Origin of the sequence: Pseudomonas sp. 3296 (assembly GCF_031456615.1) — a bacterium.
Taxonomy (GTDB): Bacteria; Pseudomonadota; Gammaproteobacteria; order Pseudomonadales; family Pseudomonadaceae; genus Aquipseudomonas; species Aquipseudomonas mucoides.
In genome coordinates, this window is the sequence record NZ_JAVDUY010000001.1 from 386,961 (window position 1) to 403,301 (window position 16,341).

At 60.5% G+C, this 16,341-nt stretch carries 13 protein-coding genes and 4 tRNA genes; 1 reads left to right on the top strand and 16 read right to left on the bottom strand.

Annotated features, from left to right (window positions below; all coding sequences use genetic code 11):
• Positions 1 to 5 precede the first annotated feature (5 nt).
• Positions 6 to 82 (bottom strand) — tRNA-Val (locus J2X66_RS01895).
• Between the two features lie 183 nt (positions 83 to 265).
• On the opposite strand from J2X66_RS01895, the gene J2X66_RS01900 reads away from it, so the two are divergent.
• Positions 266 to 1,549: an FAD-binding oxidoreductase gene (locus tag J2X66_RS01900; protein ID WP_310260174.1), complete on the top strand. Its 1,284-nt coding sequence runs from the start codon at positions 266 to 268 to the stop codon at positions 1,547 to 1,549.
• Between the two features lie 48 nt (positions 1,550 to 1,597).
• Here the strand turns inward: J2X66_RS01900 and J2X66_RS01905 are convergent, their stop codons facing one another.
• The 15 genes from J2X66_RS01905 to J2X66_RS01975 form a co-directional block, all read right to left on the bottom strand.
• Positions 1,598 to 2,569, bottom strand: a complete 972-nt coding sequence (locus J2X66_RS01905; protein WP_310260177.1) for an XdhC family protein — start codon at positions 2,567 to 2,569, stop codon at positions 1,598 to 1,600.
• 1 nt (position 2,570) lies between these two features.
• Positions 2,571 to 3,806 carry a cytochrome c gene (locus J2X66_RS01910; protein WP_310260180.1) on the bottom strand — a complete coding sequence of 412 codons (1,236 nt, stop codon included), beginning with the start codon at positions 3,804 to 3,806 and terminating at the stop codon, positions 2,571 to 2,573.
• 2 nt (positions 3,807 to 3,808) lie between these two features.
• Positions 3,809 to 4,348 carry a (2Fe-2S)-binding protein gene (locus tag J2X66_RS01915; protein ID WP_046026867.1) on the bottom strand — a complete coding sequence of 180 codons (540 nt, stop codon included), beginning with the start codon at positions 4,346 to 4,348 and terminating at the stop codon, positions 3,809 to 3,811.
• Positions 4,341 to 7,172, bottom strand: coding sequence for a xanthine dehydrogenase family protein molybdopterin-binding subunit (locus J2X66_RS01920; protein ID WP_310260183.1), 2,832 nt, complete (start codon positions 7,170 to 7,172; stop codon positions 4,341 to 4,343). The genes J2X66_RS01915 and J2X66_RS01920 overlap by 8 nt, the downstream gene beginning before the upstream one ends.
• Positions 7,173 to 7,642: 470 nt before the next feature.
• A tRNA-Asp gene (locus J2X66_RS01925) sits at positions 7,643 to 7,719 on the bottom strand.
• Positions 7,720 to 7,811: 92 nt separating this feature from the next.
• Positions 7,812 to 7,888: transfer RNA gene (locus J2X66_RS01930), tRNA-Asp, on the bottom strand.
• 53 nt (positions 7,889 to 7,941) lie between these two features.
• Positions 7,942 to 8,017: transfer RNA gene (locus J2X66_RS01935), tRNA-Val, on the bottom strand.
• Positions 8,018 to 8,197: 180 nt separating this feature from the next.
• Positions 8,198 to 8,974, bottom strand: coding sequence for an SDR family oxidoreductase (locus J2X66_RS01940; protein WP_310260186.1), 777 nt, complete (start codon positions 8,972 to 8,974; stop codon positions 8,198 to 8,200).
• Positions 8,971 to 10,182, bottom strand: coding sequence for an O-succinylhomoserine sulfhydrylase (locus tag J2X66_RS01945; protein ID WP_310260189.1), 1,212 nt, complete (start codon positions 10,180 to 10,182; stop codon positions 8,971 to 8,973). Before J2X66_RS01945 ends, J2X66_RS01940 begins: the two co-directional genes overlap by 4 nt.
• A 64-nt stretch (positions 10,183 to 10,246) precedes the next feature.
• On the bottom strand, positions 10,247 to 11,752 hold the full coding sequence (purF, locus tag J2X66_RS01950) for an amidophosphoribosyltransferase (protein WP_010456022.1): 1,506 nt from the start codon (positions 11,750 to 11,752) through the stop codon (positions 10,247 to 10,249).
• Positions 11,753 to 11,793: 41 nt separating this feature from the next.
• Positions 11,794 to 12,354, bottom strand: coding sequence for a CvpA family protein (locus tag J2X66_RS01955; RefSeq protein ID WP_310260195.1), 561 nt, complete (start codon positions 12,352 to 12,354; stop codon positions 11,794 to 11,796).
• Positions 12,355 to 12,628: 274 nt separating this feature from the next.
• Positions 12,629 to 13,282: an SPOR domain-containing protein gene (locus tag J2X66_RS01960; RefSeq protein WP_310260198.1), complete on the bottom strand. Its 654-nt coding sequence runs from the start codon at positions 13,280 to 13,282 to the stop codon at positions 12,629 to 12,631.
• Complete coding sequence (gene folC, locus J2X66_RS01965) at positions 13,266 to 14,573, bottom strand: bifunctional tetrahydrofolate synthase/dihydrofolate synthase (protein WP_310260202.1); 1,308 nt, start codon at positions 14,571 to 14,573, stop codon at positions 13,266 to 13,268. The genes J2X66_RS01960 and folC overlap by 17 nt, the downstream gene beginning before the upstream one ends.
• On the bottom strand, positions 14,570 to 15,490 hold the full coding sequence (gene accD / locus J2X66_RS01970) for an acetyl-CoA carboxylase, carboxyltransferase subunit beta (RefSeq protein WP_027921583.1): 921 nt from the start codon (positions 15,488 to 15,490) through the stop codon (positions 14,570 to 14,572). Before accD ends, folC begins: the two co-directional genes overlap by 4 nt.
• A 209-nt stretch (positions 15,491 to 15,699) precedes the next feature.
• Positions 15,700 to 16,323, bottom strand: coding sequence for a phosphoribosylanthranilate isomerase (locus J2X66_RS01975; RefSeq protein ID WP_310260205.1), 624 nt, complete (start codon positions 16,321 to 16,323; stop codon positions 15,700 to 15,702).
• Between the last annotated feature and the right edge of the window lie 18 nt (positions 16,324 to 16,341).

Here is a 16,341-nt window from a genome sequence, read left to right on the forward strand (position 1 = left end):
TTGTTTGGTAGGCGCGATTGGACTCGAACCAACGACCCCCACCATGTCAAGGTGGTGCTCTAACCAACTGAGCTACGTGCCTGCTGTGAGGCGGCATTCTACGGAATTCCGGAGGGGTGTCAACACCTTTTTTCGAGCTAACCCTATGAATATGCAAAATATTTAATTTTGCGGCGATGAAGAAGATTTTCCGGTGGCTGGCGGTCGATTTTTAACTCGGGTAGGATCAAGGCACTCGTAAAATATATTAAACAGAGGCAGCAGGATGGCGAACACTCCCTACCCAGAATCCTATTACGCCGCATCGGCCAATGCGGTTCCGCCGCGCCCGGCCTTGCAGGGTGAAGTAGAGACTGATGTCTGCGTTATCGGTGCCGGTTACACCGGTCTGTCCTCTGCCCTGTTTCTGCTGGAGAACGGTTTCAAGGTAACGGTTCTGGAGGCGGCCAAGGTTGGTTTTGGCGCGTCGGGTCGTAACGGCGGCCAGATCGTCAACAGCTATAGCCGCGATATCGATGTGATCGAGCGCAGCGTTGGTCCCAAGCAAGCGCAGTTGCTGGGACAGATGGCGTTCGAGGGTGGGCGGATCATTCGTGAGCGGGTCGCCAAATATAATATCCAGTGCGACCTGAAGGACGGTGGCGTGTTCGCAGCCATCACGGCCAAGCAGATGGGTCATCTGGAATCGCAGAAGCGCCTGTGGGAGCGTTTCGGTCATACGCAGCTTGAGCTAATGGATCAACGTCGTATCCGTGAAGTGGTGAATTGCGATCAGTATGTCGGGGGCATGCTAGACATGAGCGGTGGGCACATTCATCCGCTCAACCTGGCATTGGGTGAAGCCGCAGCCGTTGAGTCGCTGGGCGGCACTATCTATGAACAGTCGCCAGCGGTGCGCATCGAGCGCGGCGCGAATCCGGTGGTGCATACGCCACAGGGCAAGGTCAGGGCCAAGTTCATCATCGTGGCGGGCAATGCTTACCTCGGCAACCTGGTGCCGGAGCTGGCAGCCAAATCGATGCCTTGCGGGACTCAGGTGATTACCACCGAACCGCTGGGCGAGGAATTGGCGAACAACCTGCTACCGCAGGATTACTGCGTCGAGGACTGCAATTACCTGCTCGACTATTACCGCCTGACGAGTGACAAGCGACTGATCTTCGGCGGCGGCGTGGTGTATGGCGCGCGGGATCCGGCGAACATTGAGGCGATCATTCGGCCGAAGATGCTCAAGGCGTTCCCGCAACTCAAGGACGTGAAAATTGACTACGCCTGGACCGGCAACTTCCTGCTGACTCTGTCGCGTCTTCCACAGGTCGGACGGATCGGTGACAACATCTACTATTCCCAAGGCTGCAGCGGCCATGGCGTGACGTATACGCACCTGGCGGGCAAAGTGCTGGCCGAGGCGCTGCGAGGTCAAGCGGAGCGTTTTGATGCGTTTGCTGACCTGCCGCACTACCCGTTCCCTGGCGGACAATTGCTGCGCACACCGTTTGCGGCGCTGGGCGCCTGGTACTACGGGCTGCGGGACAAATTCGGATACTGATACAAAAAAGGGGCCGCTGAATGCGGCCCCTTTTTTGTAGGAGGGTGTTTACAGCTTGTCCCGTGCGATGCCGCTGCGGATCCGCAGGATATCGGCGAGTACCGCAAGGGCGATTTCAGCTGGTGTCTTGCTGCCCAGGTTCAAACCGATCGGCGCATGAATCCGCGCCAGCTCGGCCTCCCCCAGACCACCAATCCTGCGCAACCGTTCGAAGCGCTTTTGCGATGTCTGCATGGATCCCATCACACCGATGTAAAACGCTTCGGTACGCACAGCTTCCATCATCGCCAGGTCATCGATGCGAGGATCGTGGGTCAACGCCACCACCGCCGTGTCGCTGTGGCAGCCGCCGTCAGCAATGAACATCGAGGGCAACTGACGACGAATCTCAACGTTTTCCAGCACCACGCCTTCCAGCACCTCATCGCGCGGATCGCAAAGAATGACTTCAAAACCCAACCCGACGGCGAATTCTGCGCACGCCTGAGCGACCGAGGAATACCCGGCCAGCAACAAGCGCTGGGCCGCACCGATCCGCACGCGCACCCGATCGATCTCACGCTCGATGCGCACGCCCTGTTCGCGATCATCGAACAGGCTGCGCGCACCGCTGGCCAGATCGATTTCGCGGATCAGCCGACGCTGACCCATCAGCGCCGACTCCAGTTCTCGCAAATGCGCCTGAACCTCACAAACCGGCTCAAGCTTCTCCACCAGCACATCGAGCACACCGCCACAGGGCAAGCTCACCCGAGAGCGCGGATCATCGCCCTCGCCATAACGAACAACGCTGACCGCCTCCAGAAACGCCCCTTCGGCGACTCGCTCGAGAAAATCCTCCTCGACACAGCCGCCCGACAGCGATCCGATCCATTGCCCGCCAGCGTTCACCGCCAGCAGCGAACCCGGCGCACGCGGCGCCGAGCCGTAGGTGGCGAGCACCGTGCACAGCCAGACGCGCTGGCCGGCCGACGACCATTGCAGCGCCCGGCGCACGACTTGCAGATCGAGATGCTGCATATCAGTGCGCCTTGTGCTCGAGCGGCGGCGCATCAGCCCGCAACTTCTGCACGTCATTCACCGCCAGATCATCCGGCTGACCACCCCAGCCCTGACGCAGGTAGTTCAGCAAATCAGTCAGTTGCTCGTGACTGAGCTTCTCGGCGAACCCAGGCATTGGCTGCATATGCTCAAACCCGGCAAACTTCTGTTCGCCAATACCGTCATCGATCACCCGCACCAGGTTGCGTGGATCTTCCAGGCGCAGCGTGGTGTTGCCGCGCATGGCCACCGCGATGTGCGGCTTGCCTTCGCCACCCACCGCGTGGCAACCGGCGCAGACGTTCAGGTATTCCTGACGGCCGCGCTGGGCGCTTGCGGTGAGCTTGTCCAAGGGCGCATCTGTCAGCACCTTCGCTTCCGGCGGTTGATCACCGAGCAGGAAGGTCGCCATCGCCGCGAGATCCGGGTCATTGAGGCCTTGGGTGCTGTTGTGGAACACCGGGAACATCTCGTTGAACATCGTGCCCTGGGCGCTCATGCCGTGCTTGAGGAACGAGCTCAGGTCTTGATGGTTCCAGCCGCGAGCCGCCAGGTCATTGGCCAACAGGCTCGGCGCCAGATAGCCATTGAGCAGGCCGCCGGTCAGGCGCTTGTCCTGTTGCATCGCACCCGGCAAACCGCGCGGGGTGTGGCATTCGCCGCAGTGGCCAAGCACGTCGACCATGTACTGGCCGCGCTTGAAGGCGTCGCTTTTACCCTCGGTGGACGAAAGCTTCACGTCCTTGCCGTAGAGCATGTTCCAGCCCATCAGGCCCAGGCGCACGTTGAACGGAAAGCTCAGACTGGTGACTGGCGCTGCACGCTCGATCGGCTCGACGGTTTTCAGGTAGGCGTGAATCGCGTCCGAGTCGTCACGCGGAATCAAGTGATACGAGGTGTACGGCATCGCCGGGTACAGGTTGGCGCCGTCACGGCGCTTGCCTTCAGTCAGCGCGGCGAAGAATTCGTCATCGTTATAGAGGCCGATGCCGTGCTCTTTGCTCGGGGTGATGTTGGTGCCGTAGATCGTACCGAACGGCGAGACAATCGGCAGACCGCCCGCGTACGGTGCGCCACCCGGAGCGGTGTGGCAGGCCATGCAGTCAGCGGCGCGGGCGAGGTATTCGCCGCGCTTGACCTGATCTTCCGCGTGCGCCAGCAACACCGGCGCGGCCAGGCCGACCGCCAATGCCAGACGGGAAAGTAGTTGCTTCATGCTTAACCCTCCTTGACCAGGCCGAGATCGGTCAGCACGTTACGTGTCGCGCTGTAATAACGCACGTAGCCCGTGCAGCGGCAGATGTGGTGACCGAGGCTGTCCTCGATGACTTTTTCCAGCTGGCTTTTGACAATCGGCTGACGCTGCAACTTCTCCACCAGCACGGTCGCGGCATTCACGAACCCCGGTGCACAGTAGCTGCACTGGAAAGCGAATTCGTCGACGAAGCGCTGCTGGATCGGGTTCAGCTCAGTGACTTTGCCTTCCTCGTCGCGTTTCGCATGGCCTTCGATGGTGCGTACTTTCTTGCCTTCGAAATAGTGCGCGCCAGTGATGCAGGTGCGTACTTCTTCGCTGGTGCCATCCGGGTTGTCGACGATCACAACGCAAGCGTGGCAGATGCCCTGACCGCAGCCCAAACGCGAGCCGGTAAGGTTTTTGTATTCGTGCAGGTAATCGATCATCGGCAGGTCATCAGGGATGTCCACCGGGCCGACGGATTGACCGTTGAGGGTCAGTTGAAGCGGACGGTTAGCCATTGAGGGCCTCCTTGATACGTGCAGAAGTGATAGGCAGGTCGCGAACCCGTTTGCCGATGGCGTGTGCCACGGCGTTACCGATGGCGCCGACCACCGGGATCATCACCACTTCGGCAATGCCCTTCGAAGGATCGCTCGGCGACAGCGGCGGCAGGATTTCAGCCGTCTGCTTCCAGACCGCCACGTGGCGCGCCATCGGCAAGCGGTAACGGTTGAAGTTCCAGTCACCCTCCCCCGGCCCGCCTTCGTACAGCGGCATCTCTTCCATCAGCGCATGGCCGATACCCATGGCAATCCCGCCTTCGATCTGGCCCTTGACCAGTTCTTCCACCAGCACTCGACCGCACTCGACCCACGAGTGATGGTTGAGCACTTGCACTTCGGCCGAACCCTTGTTGACTTTCACTTCCACCAGCGTCGCGACCGGGCTGTAGTAAGTCACTGCCGCATTGTTCAACTGGGTGTCCGGGTAGTGCACGTTCTGGCGATCCAGCAAGTGGAAACCGGCGCTGTTCATTTGCGCTTTTTTCACGCTCGGCGCACCGTCGCCGTACTTGACCGCCAGGCCGTCGAGCGGCAGACGTTCACGCACGCCGTCGATGCTGAACTCGGCCTCGGCCCAGCTCCAGCGGTTGAAACCGTGCACGGTCGCGCCGGTGACCAGACCCTTCTCGTGAGCGTGCTTGGCCAACTGCTCAAAGCTCAGCGGCTGCATGCCGTTGGCGGTGAGTTTGCCGTCGACCCAATGCGCATCTTCGCGACGCACCACGTAAGGGTTTGCCGAACCGCCGTAAGGGCCCTGGCTCCAGATCTGCAACGCCGCCGGCCACAAGCCGTGGTTGAACAGCACGCGCGCCGCTTCACGGGTGGCGTGGCTGAAGTAGTAGGCGGAGTTGGTGGCCGACGACGCCGAGGCGATCTTGCCGACCCAGCGCGGATTGCGCAGCAAGCTGTCCTGTTCGGCCTGACTCATGATGTAAGGGTTGCCGCCGCTGATCAGCTGCAACTCTTTCCACTCGGTCTCGCCGGTCTTCACTTCCGTCGCCGCGATGCCAAGGAAATCGGCCACGACCAAGGCTTGCGAGGTCGACATACCGGTGCCGATTTCGATACCGATGTGGCGCAGGGTGATGTGCCCCTGAGCGGTGAACTCGATGCTCGCCATCGGCGCTTCAGAGCCCGTGCCGAAGTCTTTTTGGCAGATGGCGAAACCGACGCCATACCAGTTGTCCGGATCCTGCGCTTCGCGCTGCTTTTTGATTGCGTCGCGGTTTTTCCAGACGTCGTGAACGGCGGCCTTGTCGAGAATCTCGTGCAAGCGCAACGCACCCGCCGGCACCGCGCCCTGGGTATTTTTCATGCCCGAGACCATGGCATTTTTCTTGCGCAGGTCGATGGCGTCGATGCCGAGGCGACCGGCAATTTCGTCGACCATCATCTCGGTGGACGCCATGCTTTGCAGCGTGCCGTAACCACGCATCGAGCCGGCTTCAACGGCGCGGGAATGGTAGGCCGTGACCTGCAAATCGTTCTGCGGCATGTAGTAGATCGACTGCGCTGCCGTGGCGCCAACGGCGGCCACGGAGGGGCTGTAGTTGACCCGGCCACCGCCGTCGACGCTCATTTCTGCGCGGAAAATCTTGAAGCTGTGATCGGTTTTGTCCACGGCCAATTGATAGCGGATGTCGAACGGGTGACGCTTGATGCCGCTCTGGAATTGCTCATAGCGGTCGTTGGCCAGACGCACGGGCACACCGGCGCCATACAGCGCCGCGAGGGCGGCGTAGTAGACGAAAATGTTGTGGTCTTTGGAACCGTAACCCACGGTGTAACCCGGGTGCATGTTCAGGTTCGCCAGGCCGAAGCGCGACGGCGCGATCATCTTCGCAGTCTCGGTGGCCGCTTCCAGTGGGCACTGGGTCGCCACCACGAAATGCAGAGTCTTGGTCGCCGGATCGTACCAGCCGTTGCCGTTGTCCGGCTCCATCGCGGCAGGTTCGATCGACGGGGTTTTGTAGCGCTCGTCGAACACCAGCCAGTTATCCGGCGGCGTGTCGATTTGCTGCTTCATTCGATCGGCGTAGAACAATCCGCGTTCGGTCAGGTTACCGTGCAGGTTCGGCTGGGAATTCCACACCGGGCGACGGTTTTTCAGCATCGGGAACAGGATCGAATCCTTGAGGCTGGCAAATTCGTCTTCGTCTGCCGAGGTCGCCCCGCCTACACGCACATAGCGGAAGCTGCCGTAGGGATCGCCTTCGTAGAACGGCACTTGGGCGCCGTAACGAATCGCTTTGTCATTGAATTTGAGCTTGGCCTTGGCCTGGCGGAAACGCTCGAAGTCGTTCCAGATCAGGATGGCCACCGGGTGACCGATGAACATCGGCACCTTGCCTTCCGGCAACAGCGGATCCGGCGCGTGCTCTTCCGGAAAGACGATGCCGTCTTTCTCCAGGTCAGCGGCGGTGACGATGCGGTCAGGCTGCAACTCGGCGCCGAGCCACGACAGGTCCATGCCCGCGTAGATGCGGTCGGCCTTGACGGTTTTCAGCAACATGGCGTGGCCTTGCTGCTGCGGCCAGCCTGGCATGTCCTTGGCACGAATATCGCGGGCAAAGACTTTGCTGCCACAGACCTTCGACAAGGCATCGTTACGCGTGCGCGCCCTGCCGTTGTTGCCGAGCCATTGCTCGGACGGCACGGTCACGCTGTTTTCCATCAAGGCGGCGAGCGCCTGACTGCTGAGCGGCGTGAGCGTCACGCTCACACCTGCCACCAGCCCGCCCTGAAGGAACGAGCGCCGGGATATTTCACGGTTGGACATGGATCATCCTCTGGGCGGTTATAGACCCGCCCTTCTGGTTATGTTCTGGAAATCTCGAGTCGTGCAGAAGCCCTTTTTGACGAAACGAAGGGCTGAAATGACAGTGCAAAGCTGACCGAAAGGTTAAGTTTATAGGCTTATGCGCCTGCGGCAAACAGCCCCACACAAAAAAACTGACCAGTGAATCAAAATACTGCGTTTTCAATGCACAGAATTGAACAGGCAAGCGAATGCAACGCCAAGGTCAGCCCGGCCGGACGGCGTCGTCGCGACAACCTTTGAGGCAGCATAGAAGAAGGCGGGCAGGATGGCCCGGCAAGGGAGACCGCAAGAGGAGAAAAAGCCAAATTCCAGACACAAAAAACCCCGGTCTTACGACCAGGGTCTTTGCTATCGACTCGAAGTAACTCTGGCAAAACCAGCAGCTTTCTTCGTAGCTCCAAGGCGTTCAGTGGGCCTTGTAGCAGATATGGCGCAGCGGACGGGACTCGAACCCGCGACCCCCGGCGTGACAGGCCGGTATTCTAACCGACTGAACTACCGCTGCGTATCGCTTTGGACTTTCATCCAAGTAACTCGTCTGATTGAAAACTCAGAAGCTTTTCAATCTCGAACCAGATAAATCTGACTCGGAAAATATGGCGCAGCGGACGGGACTCGAACCCGCGACCCCCGGCGTGACAGGCCGGTATTCTAACCGACTGAACTACCGCTGCGCGTCGGTGGAGGCATTTCAGCCTACCTCTTGCTTTCGCAAGTACCTCGGAAGTGGTGGGTGATGACGGGATCGAACCGCCGACATTCTGCTTGTAAGGCAGACGCTCTCCCAGCTGAGCTAATCACCCGTTTGCATCTCCGAGGCCGCGAAATTTACGCAGGTACCGATCCTAAGTCAATAGCAGGATTGAAGTTTTTCTGAAAAAGACAAAACCGTGTCATTCCGCATCTGGTTCGCAAACCGCCAGACCGCTTTCGCGAGCAGGCTCGCTCCTACGGTGGACCGCAGTTCTGCCAATGCCTCAGCACTATTCGCTGTAAATCATCTTCTTGGTCATGCCACCGTCAACCACAAATTCCTGGCCCGTGACGAACCCGGCATTCTTCGACAGCAACCAGGCCACCATCGCCGCCACGTCTTCGACCGCCCCTACCCTGCCTGCCGGATGCTGGGCATGATCGGCATCGGTCAGTGGCTCGGCACGCCGCACAGAAGGATCCCGGGTGTCGATCCAACCCGGACTGACCGCATTCACACGGATTTCCGGCCCAAGGCTGATGGCCAACGCGTGAGTCAGCGCCAACAGTCCGCCTTTGCTGGCCGCGTAAGCCTCTGTGTCGGGTTCCGACTGCCCGGCGCGGGTCGAGGCCAGATTGACGATCGCGCCGCTGTGCGCGCGCAGATACGGCGCACAGTGCTTGGCCAACAGCATCGGCCCGCTGAGGTTTACCGCCAACACACGATTCCAGTAAGCCAGATCGAGGCTTTCAAGGGTGATATTGTGCGGATCGGCCACCGCGGCGTTGCATACCAGTGCATCCAAGCGCCCGAACTGCCCCAGCACCTCGGCAACCCCGAGCGCCACCTGCCCTTCGTTCGAAACATCCATGGCGATAAACCAGGCATTGTCGCCCAGCACTTTCGCCACTTTCGAACCGCGCACCCGATCCAGGTCGCTCAGCACCACCTGCCAGCCTTCGCTGATCAGCCAGGCCGAGATCCCCAGACCGATGCCGCGCGCCGCACCAGTGACCAGCGCCACACGTCCATTGGCCCCGGAGGTCGGCGTGGACAACTCGATCACAAGGCCGCCAACCCGCGCGCCAGGTCGGCTTGCAGGTCAGTCACGTCTTCCAGGCCGACCGCAATGCGGATCAGGCTGTCACGAATGCCCGCGGCTTCACGCTCTTGCGGCGCCAGACGGCCGTGGGAGGTGGTGCTCGGGTGAGTAATGGTGGTTTTGGTATCACCGAGGTTAGCCGTGATCGAAATCAGACGGGTCGCATCGATAAAGCGCCAGGCACCCTCTTTGCCGCCCTTGACCTCAAAGCTGACCACCGCGCCAAAACCTTTCTGCTGGCGCTGGGCGAGTTCGTGCTGCGGGTGGCTTTTCAGGCCGGCGTAATGGACTTTCTCGATGCCGTCCTGCTGCTCCAGCCACTCGGCCAGTTCCTGGGCATTGGCGCAATGCGCCTTCATCCGCAGGTTCAGGGTTTCGAGGCCCTTGAGGAAGATCCAGGCATTGAACGGGCTCAGGGTTGGCCCCGCGGTGCGCAGGAAACCGACGACTTCTTTCATCTGCTCGCTGCGACCAGCGACGACACCCCCCATGCAACGGCCCTGGCCGTCGATGAATTTGGTCGCCGAGTGCACGACAATGTCCGCGCCCATCTTCAACGGTTGCTGCAACGCTGGCGTGCAGAAGCAGTTGTCGACCACCAGCATCGCGCCCTTGGCGTGAGCGATTTCCGCCAGCGCGGCGATATCCACCAGCTCGGCCAACGGATTGGATGGCGACTCGACAAACAGCAATTTGGTGTTGGTCTTGATCGCCGCATCCCAACCGGACAAGTCCGCCAGAGGCACGTAATCGACTTCGATACCGAAGCGCTTGAAGTACTTTTCAAACAGACTGATGGTCGAACCGAACACACTGCGTGAAACCAGCACATGATCACCGGCGCTGCACAGACTCATCACCACCGCCATGATCGCGGCCATGCCGGTGGCGGTGGCCACGGCTTGCTCGGCGCTTTCCAGCGCGGCGATGCGCTCTTCGAACGCTCGCACGGTCGGGTTGGTGTAGCGCGAGTAAACGTTGCCCGGCACTTCACCGGCAAAGCGTGCCGCCGCGTCGGCAGCGGTACGGAAGACGTAGCTGGAAGTGAAGAACATCGGATCACCGTGTTCGCCTTCCGGCGTGCGGTGCTGACCGGCGCGTACGGCCAGGGTATCGAACGCTACGCCATCGAGGTCGCTGTCCAGCCGACCGGCATCCCAATCCTGACTCATGCTGTCACTCCTTGCCTTGCTCGCTTGGTAGATACAAAACCGGCCCCTCAGGGCCGGTAGTTACTCAGTTGTTGTACAGATCGATGATCGCGCTGACTGCCTGCGTCTTGACCTTGGAGGCATCGTTACGTGCCTGCTCGATCTTGTTCAGGTAAGCCTCGTCGACGTCGCCGGTGACGTATTGGCCATCGAACACCGCGCAATCAAACTTCTCGATCTTGATCTTGCCGCCACCGACCGCTTCGATCAAGTCAGGCAAGTCCTGATAGATCAACCAGTCAGCACCGATCAGGTCCGCAACGTCCTGGGTCGAACGGTTGTGGGCGATCAGCTCGTGAGCGCTCGGCATGTCGATGCCGTAGACGTTCGGGTAACGAACGGCCGGTGCGGCAGAGCAGAAGTAGACGTTTTTGGCGCCAGCTTCGCGAGCCATCTGGATGATCTGCTTGCACGTCGTGCCGCGAACGATCGAGTCGTCCACCAGCATTACGTTCTTGCCGCGGAATTCCAGCTCGATCGCGTTGAGTTTCTGGCGTACGGATTTTTTCCGTGCAGCCTGGCCCGGCATGATGAAGGTCCGGCCGATGTAGCGGTTCTTCACGAAGCCTTCGCGGAACTTGACGCCCAAGTGGTTCGCCAGTTCCAGAGCTGCGGTGCGGCTGGTGTCCGGGATCGGGATGACCACGTCGATGTCGTGTTCAGGACGTTCGCGCAGGATTTTCTCGGCGAGTTTCTCACCCATGCGCAGGCGTGCCTTATAGACCGAAACGCCGTCGATGATCGAGTCCGGACGCGCCAGGTACACGTGTTCGAAGATGCACGGGGTCAGGGACGGGTTGGTCGCGCACTGACGGGTGTGCAGCTTGCCGTCTTCAGTGATGTAGACCGCTTCACCCGGTGCCAGGTCGCGAATCAGGGTGAAACCGAGCACGTCCAGAGAGACGCTTTCGGAGGCGATCATGTACTCGACGCCTTCGTCGGTGTGGCGCTGACCGAAGACGATCGGGCGGATGCCGTGCGGGTCACGGAAACCGACGATGCCGTAACCGGTCACCATCGCCACGACCGCGTAGCCACCAACGCAACGGTTGTGCACGTCAGTCACTGCGGCGAACACGTCTTCTTCGGTTGGCTGCAACTTGCCGCGCTGGGCCAGCTCGTGAGCGAACACGTTCAGCAGGACTTCCGAGTCGGAGTTGGTGTTGACGTGGCGCAGGTCAGATTCGTAAATCTCCTTGGCCAGTTGTTCAACGTTGGTCAGGTTACCGTTGTGCGCCAACGTGATGCCGTAAGGCGAGTTGACGTAGAAAGGCTGAGCTTCAGCCGACGTCGAGCTGCCTGCGGTCGGGTAACGCACATGGCCAATGCCCATGTGGCCGACCAGGCGCTGCATGTGACGCTGATGGAACACGTCACGTACCAGGCCGTTGTCCTTGCGCAGGAATAACCGGCCATCATGGCTGGTCACGATACCGGCAGCGTCCTGGCCGCGGTGCTGGAGGACGGTTAGCGCGTCATACAGCGCCTGATTGACGTTCGACTTACCGACGATACCGACGATGCCACACATGCGACGCAACCCCTACTTAATGGATCTGAACTGAACAACACTCACTGAGGCGTTTTGGCCATCGGCAAGAGTTGATCCTTGAACGGTATCTCAGCGGGTACGCTGATACCGCTGGCAAGCCACTGACTGCTCCACCCGAGAATCAGGTTTTTGGACCAGTCTGCGACCAATAGAAATTTTGGCACGAGCTGTGACTCTTTCCACCACCCGTCCTGCTGTACCGGCCCCAGGCTCAACAGCCCGACCGCCACGACCACCAGCAACACGCCACGCGCGGCGCCGAAGGCCATGCCGAGGAATCGATCGGTCCCGGATAGCCCAGTGACGCGAACCAACTCGCCGATAAGATAATTGACCATTGCGCCTACGATTAACGTGGCGACAAACATGATGGCACAGCCCGTGATCACACGAGCCGAAGGTGTTTGAATGTATCCGGCGAGGTACTCGGACAATGAACCACCGAACATCCAGGCAACGGCTCCTGCGATGATCCAGGTCACCAGCGACAGTGCTTCTTTGACGAAGCCGCGGCTCAGACTGATCAATGCGGAGATGGCGACGATTGCAACGATCGCCCAGTCAACCCAGGTAAATGGCACAGTGCAGCCTACAGACGGATAAGGCGGCGCATTTTAGCAGAGCGCATGGCTATCGGTAAGCTGCGATTGTCAGTGCTTTTCAAATCGGGGTGATAGTTTTAAACCGCACCCAACCCTGTAGCCGCTGGCGAAGCCTGCGTTTGGGTGCGCCGCCGCCATAAAATCAGGTGATTGGGTGCGCCAGACAGACCGCGGAGGCAGGGTTTACGGCCGCTTCGCACCCGGACACAGCCTCGCGGGCTCGACAGCGGCCATACAGATTGAGGTGTCGGTTTTAGCCGCGTTCTGGCTGGAATCGCACGACAAAGCCCTTGAGCTTCTTCTGGCGATCCAGCAAATCACGCAGACGGTCGGCTTCGGCGCGCTCGATCAGCGGCCCGACAAACACCCTGTTTTTGCCGTCAGAGGATCGAATGTAAGCATTGTAGCCCTGACTGCGCAGGTCTTTCTGCAGGCTTTCGGCGTTTTCTCGGCTCGACAGACTGGCCACTTGCACCGACCAACTGACCGACAGGCCATTGGCATCGATGCGACTTTGAGTGGTATCCGGTTTAGTCGGCGCCGCCGCGATCGGCTGGGCCGGTGGCGTCGTAGCCTTGGCGGCTGGCGCAGGCGCGACCGGTTTGGCAGCAGGCGCCGGGGCTACAGGGACAGCCGGCGCAATCGCTGCCGTCGGCGCCTCTTGCTGAGCGATTTCATCATCGCTCGGCACCGGCTCTTGAGGCAGCGCTTGCGGCTCAGGCACCACGACTGGCTCGACCTGCACTTGCGGCACCGCCGGGGCATGCGGCGCAGTGGGAGCGTCGACCACCACCTGACGCTGCTCATCCTGACGGGAAAACAGCATCGGCAGGAAAATCACCGCCAGCGCCACCAGCACCAGCGCGCCAACCATGCGTTGTTTGTAGGCCTTATCCAGCAATGCCATTTGCCGCTTCCTCCGTGGAGCGCCGGGCCAGCCATTCAAGGGCCTCGGCGACACAATAAAATGATCCAAACAGCAGAATCTCGTCGTCGCTCGTCGCCAGCGCGCTCTGCCCTTCCAGGGCGGCCGCCACGCTGCCATAGGACGTTACCGACGCGCCAACGTTCTGCAACGCTGCCTGCAAATCGGCAACCGGTCGCGCTCGCGGGGAATCCAGCGGCGCAACGGCCCAGTGCTGGACACTAGCATTCAATTCACCGACAACACCATCCAGATCCTTGTCAGCCAGCAAACCGAACACCGCCAGGCGCTTGCCGACCGGTGGACGGCTGGCCAGACGCCGCGCCAGATATTCGGCGGCATGCGGGTTATGCCCCACATCCAGCAGCAGGTTCAAACGCTTGCCCTGCCAGTCGAACTGACGGCGGTCGAGACGACCCACCACCCGCGTCGCTTTCAGCGCATCAATAATCTGTGAGTCCACCCACGGCAAACCGAGCAGCAGATAGGCCTGCAACGCCAACGCCGCGTTTTCCATTGGCAGATCAAGCAACGGCAGATCGCGCAGTTCGACCGCACGCCCTTGAGCATCCAGGCCGCGCCATTGCCAGTTGTGATCGGTGATGCCGAGGTCAAAATCGCGCCCACGCAGGAAAAACGGGCAATTGAGCTCGCGCGCCTTATCCAGCAGAGGTTGTGGAGGATTCAGATCGCCACAGAGCGCAGGCGCACCCTGACGGAAAATGCCGGCCTTCTCAAAGGCCACGGACTCACGGGTATCACCCAGATAGTCCGCATGGTCGACGCCGATGCTGGTGACCAGCGCCATGTCGGCATCGACCACGTTGACCGTATCCAGACGCCCGCCCAGACCGACTTCCAGCACCACCGCATCAAGCCCGGCCCGTTGAAACAACCAGAATGCCGCCAGGGTGCCCATCTCGAAGTAGGTCAGGGAGGTGTCGCCACGACCGGCTTCGACAGCCGCAAAGGCTTGGCACAGCTCGGCGTCAGTGGCTTCGACGCCATTGACCTGCACCCGCTCGTTGTAGCGCAGCAGGTGCGGAGAATTGTAGACACCCACGTTCAGGCCTTGCGCCCGCAGCAATGAAGCCACGAATGCGCAGGTAGAACCCTTGCCGTTGGTGCCGGTAACCGTGATCACCCGCGGCGCCGGCTTGCCCAGCCCCATGCGGGACGCTACCTGTTGCGAGCGCTCCAGCCCCATATCGATGGCCGAAGGGTGCAACTGCTCAAGGTAGGCGAGCCACTCGCCAAGGGTACGCTCGGTCATATGTTCGCAGGTACCGGCGGTACAACGATCGGCTCGATTGGCGCAGCGACGAATTTCGGCGTCGGCAGGCCCATCATTTGTGCCAGCAGATTACCCAGGCGCGGACGCAGCTCCTGACGGTGAATGATCATGTCGATGGCGCCGTGCTCCAGCAGGAATTCGCTGCGCTGGAAGCCTTCCGGCAGCTTTTCACGCACGGTTTGCTCGATCACGCGCGGACCGGCAAAGCCGATCAGGGCTTTCGGCTCACCGACGATCACGTCGCCAAGCATCGCCAGGCTAGCGGAAACACCGCCGTAGACCGGGTCGGTCAGTACGGAGATGAACGGAATGCCTTCTTCACGCAGACGCGCCAGTACCGCCGAGGTCTTGGCCATTTGCATCAGGGAGATCAGGGCTTCCTGCATTCGCGCACCACCGGAAGCGGCGAAGCAGATCATCGGACATTTGTTTTCCAGGGCGTAGTTGGCGGCGCGAACAAAACGCTCACCGACGATGGCACCCATCGAACCACCCATGAAGGAAAATTCGAATGCCGACACGACAACCGGCATGCCCAGCAAGGTGCCGCTCATGGAGATCAGTGCGTCTTTTTCGCCCGTCTGCTTCTGGGCGGCGGTCAAGCGATCCTTGTACTTCTTGCCGTCGCGGAATTTCAGACGGTCAACCGGCTCCAGGTCAGCACCCAGTTCGGCACGGCCTTCAGCGTCGAGGAAGATATCAATGCGGGCGCGGGCGCCGATACGCATGTGGTGGTTGCACTTGGGGCAAACGTCCAGGGTCTTTTCCAGTTCCGGACGATACAGCACAGCCTCGCAAGACGGGCATTTGTGCCACAAACCTTCAGGCACCGAGCTCTTCTTGACCTCGGAACGCATGATCGAAGGGATCAGTTTGTCTACTAACCAGTTGCTCATGCTTTCTTTCTCCAGTACCGGCGGCCCGAACGCTCTGGTTCGCAGCCCCGCGTATGCCCTTGAGCTAAATTCATGTGTGTGGCGATGGTCGGTGGATGGCCGGGTCAGCGAAACGCGACCTGCGTACAACCCATCAACCCTCAGCCGTGCCTGCTTTGTGCAGCGCAGTGCATTTTGGGACGGCGGCAGTCTGCCAGCCGTCACATCCTCTATGTACTACCGCGTACCGCTTTGATGAACGCCTGAATCTTTGCGTAATCCTTGATGCCCTTGCTCGCCTCTACCCCACCGCTGACGTCCACCGCATAAGGCCGGACCCGGGCAATCGCCCCGGCGACGTTATCCGGGGTCAGACCGCCCGCCAGAATGATCGGCTTGTTCAAGCCTTGCGGTATCAGAGACCAGTCGAATGCTTCACCGGTTCCGCCCGGCACGCCCTCAACGTAGGCGTCGAGCAGGATTCCGCTCGCACTGGGGAATGCATCGCAGGCTGCCGCGATGTCGTCTCCGGCCTTGACCCGCAACGCCTTGATGTACGGACGGTGCCAGCCTTCGCAATCGGCGGCCGTTTCGTCACCATGGAACTGCAACAGGTCGAGCGGTACTGCATCGAGTAATTCGCCCAGCTCGCAGCGGCTGGCGTTGACGAACAACCCCACGGTGGTGACGAACGGCGGCAGCGCCTTGATGATGTCGCGCGCCTGCTGGAACGTCACGGCCCGCGGGCTCTTGGCGTAGAACACAAATCCGATGGCATCGGCCCCGGCCTCGACTGCCGCCAACGCATCTTCTATGCGGGTAATCCCGCAAATCTTGCTGCGAACGGCTGACATGTCGATAAATCCTCAGGG

What these genes read in the sequence shown, in the direction of transcription:
- purF (WP_010456022.1), bottom strand. Translation starts at nt 11,752, where the DNA reads ATGTGTGGCATCGTCGGTATCGTCGGTAAGTCGAACGTCAATCAGGCG.
- J2X66_RS01945 (WP_310260189.1), bottom strand. Translation starts at nt 10,182, where the DNA reads ATGAGTCAGGATTGGGATGCCGGTCGGCTGGACAGCGACCTCGATGGC.
- J2X66_RS01900 (WP_310260174.1), top strand. Translation starts at nt 266, where the DNA reads ATGGCGAACACTCCCTACCCAGAATCCTATTACGCCGCATCGGCCAAT.
- J2X66_RS01920 (WP_310260183.1), bottom strand. Translation starts at nt 7,172, where the DNA reads ATGTCCAACCGTGAAATATCCCGGCGCTCGTTCCTTCAGGGCGGGCTG.
- J2X66_RS01975 (WP_310260205.1), bottom strand. Translation starts at nt 16,323, where the DNA reads ATGTCAGCCGTTCGCAGCAAGATTTGCGGGATTACCCGCATAGAAGAT.
- J2X66_RS01905 (WP_310260177.1), bottom strand. Translation starts at nt 2,569, where the DNA reads ATGCAGCATCTCGATCTGCAAGTCGTGCGCCGGGCGCTGCAATGGTCG.
- J2X66_RS01910 (WP_310260180.1), bottom strand. Translation starts at nt 3,806, where the DNA reads ATGAAGCAACTACTTTCCCGTCTGGCATTGGCGGTCGGCCTGGCCGCG.
- accD (WP_027921583.1), bottom strand. Translation starts at nt 15,490, where the DNA reads ATGAGCAACTGGTTAGTAGACAAACTGATCCCTTCGATCATGCGTTCC.
- J2X66_RS01915 (WP_046026867.1), bottom strand. Translation starts at nt 4,348, where the DNA reads ATGGCTAACCGTCCGCTTCAACTGACCCTCAACGGTCAATCCGTCGGC.
- J2X66_RS01960 (WP_310260198.1), bottom strand. Translation starts at nt 13,282, where the DNA reads ATGGCATTGCTGGATAAGGCCTACAAACAACGCATGGTTGGCGCGCTG.
- folC (WP_310260202.1), bottom strand. Translation starts at nt 14,573, where the DNA reads ATGACCGAGCGTACCCTTGGCGAGTGGCTCGCCTACCTTGAGCAGTTG.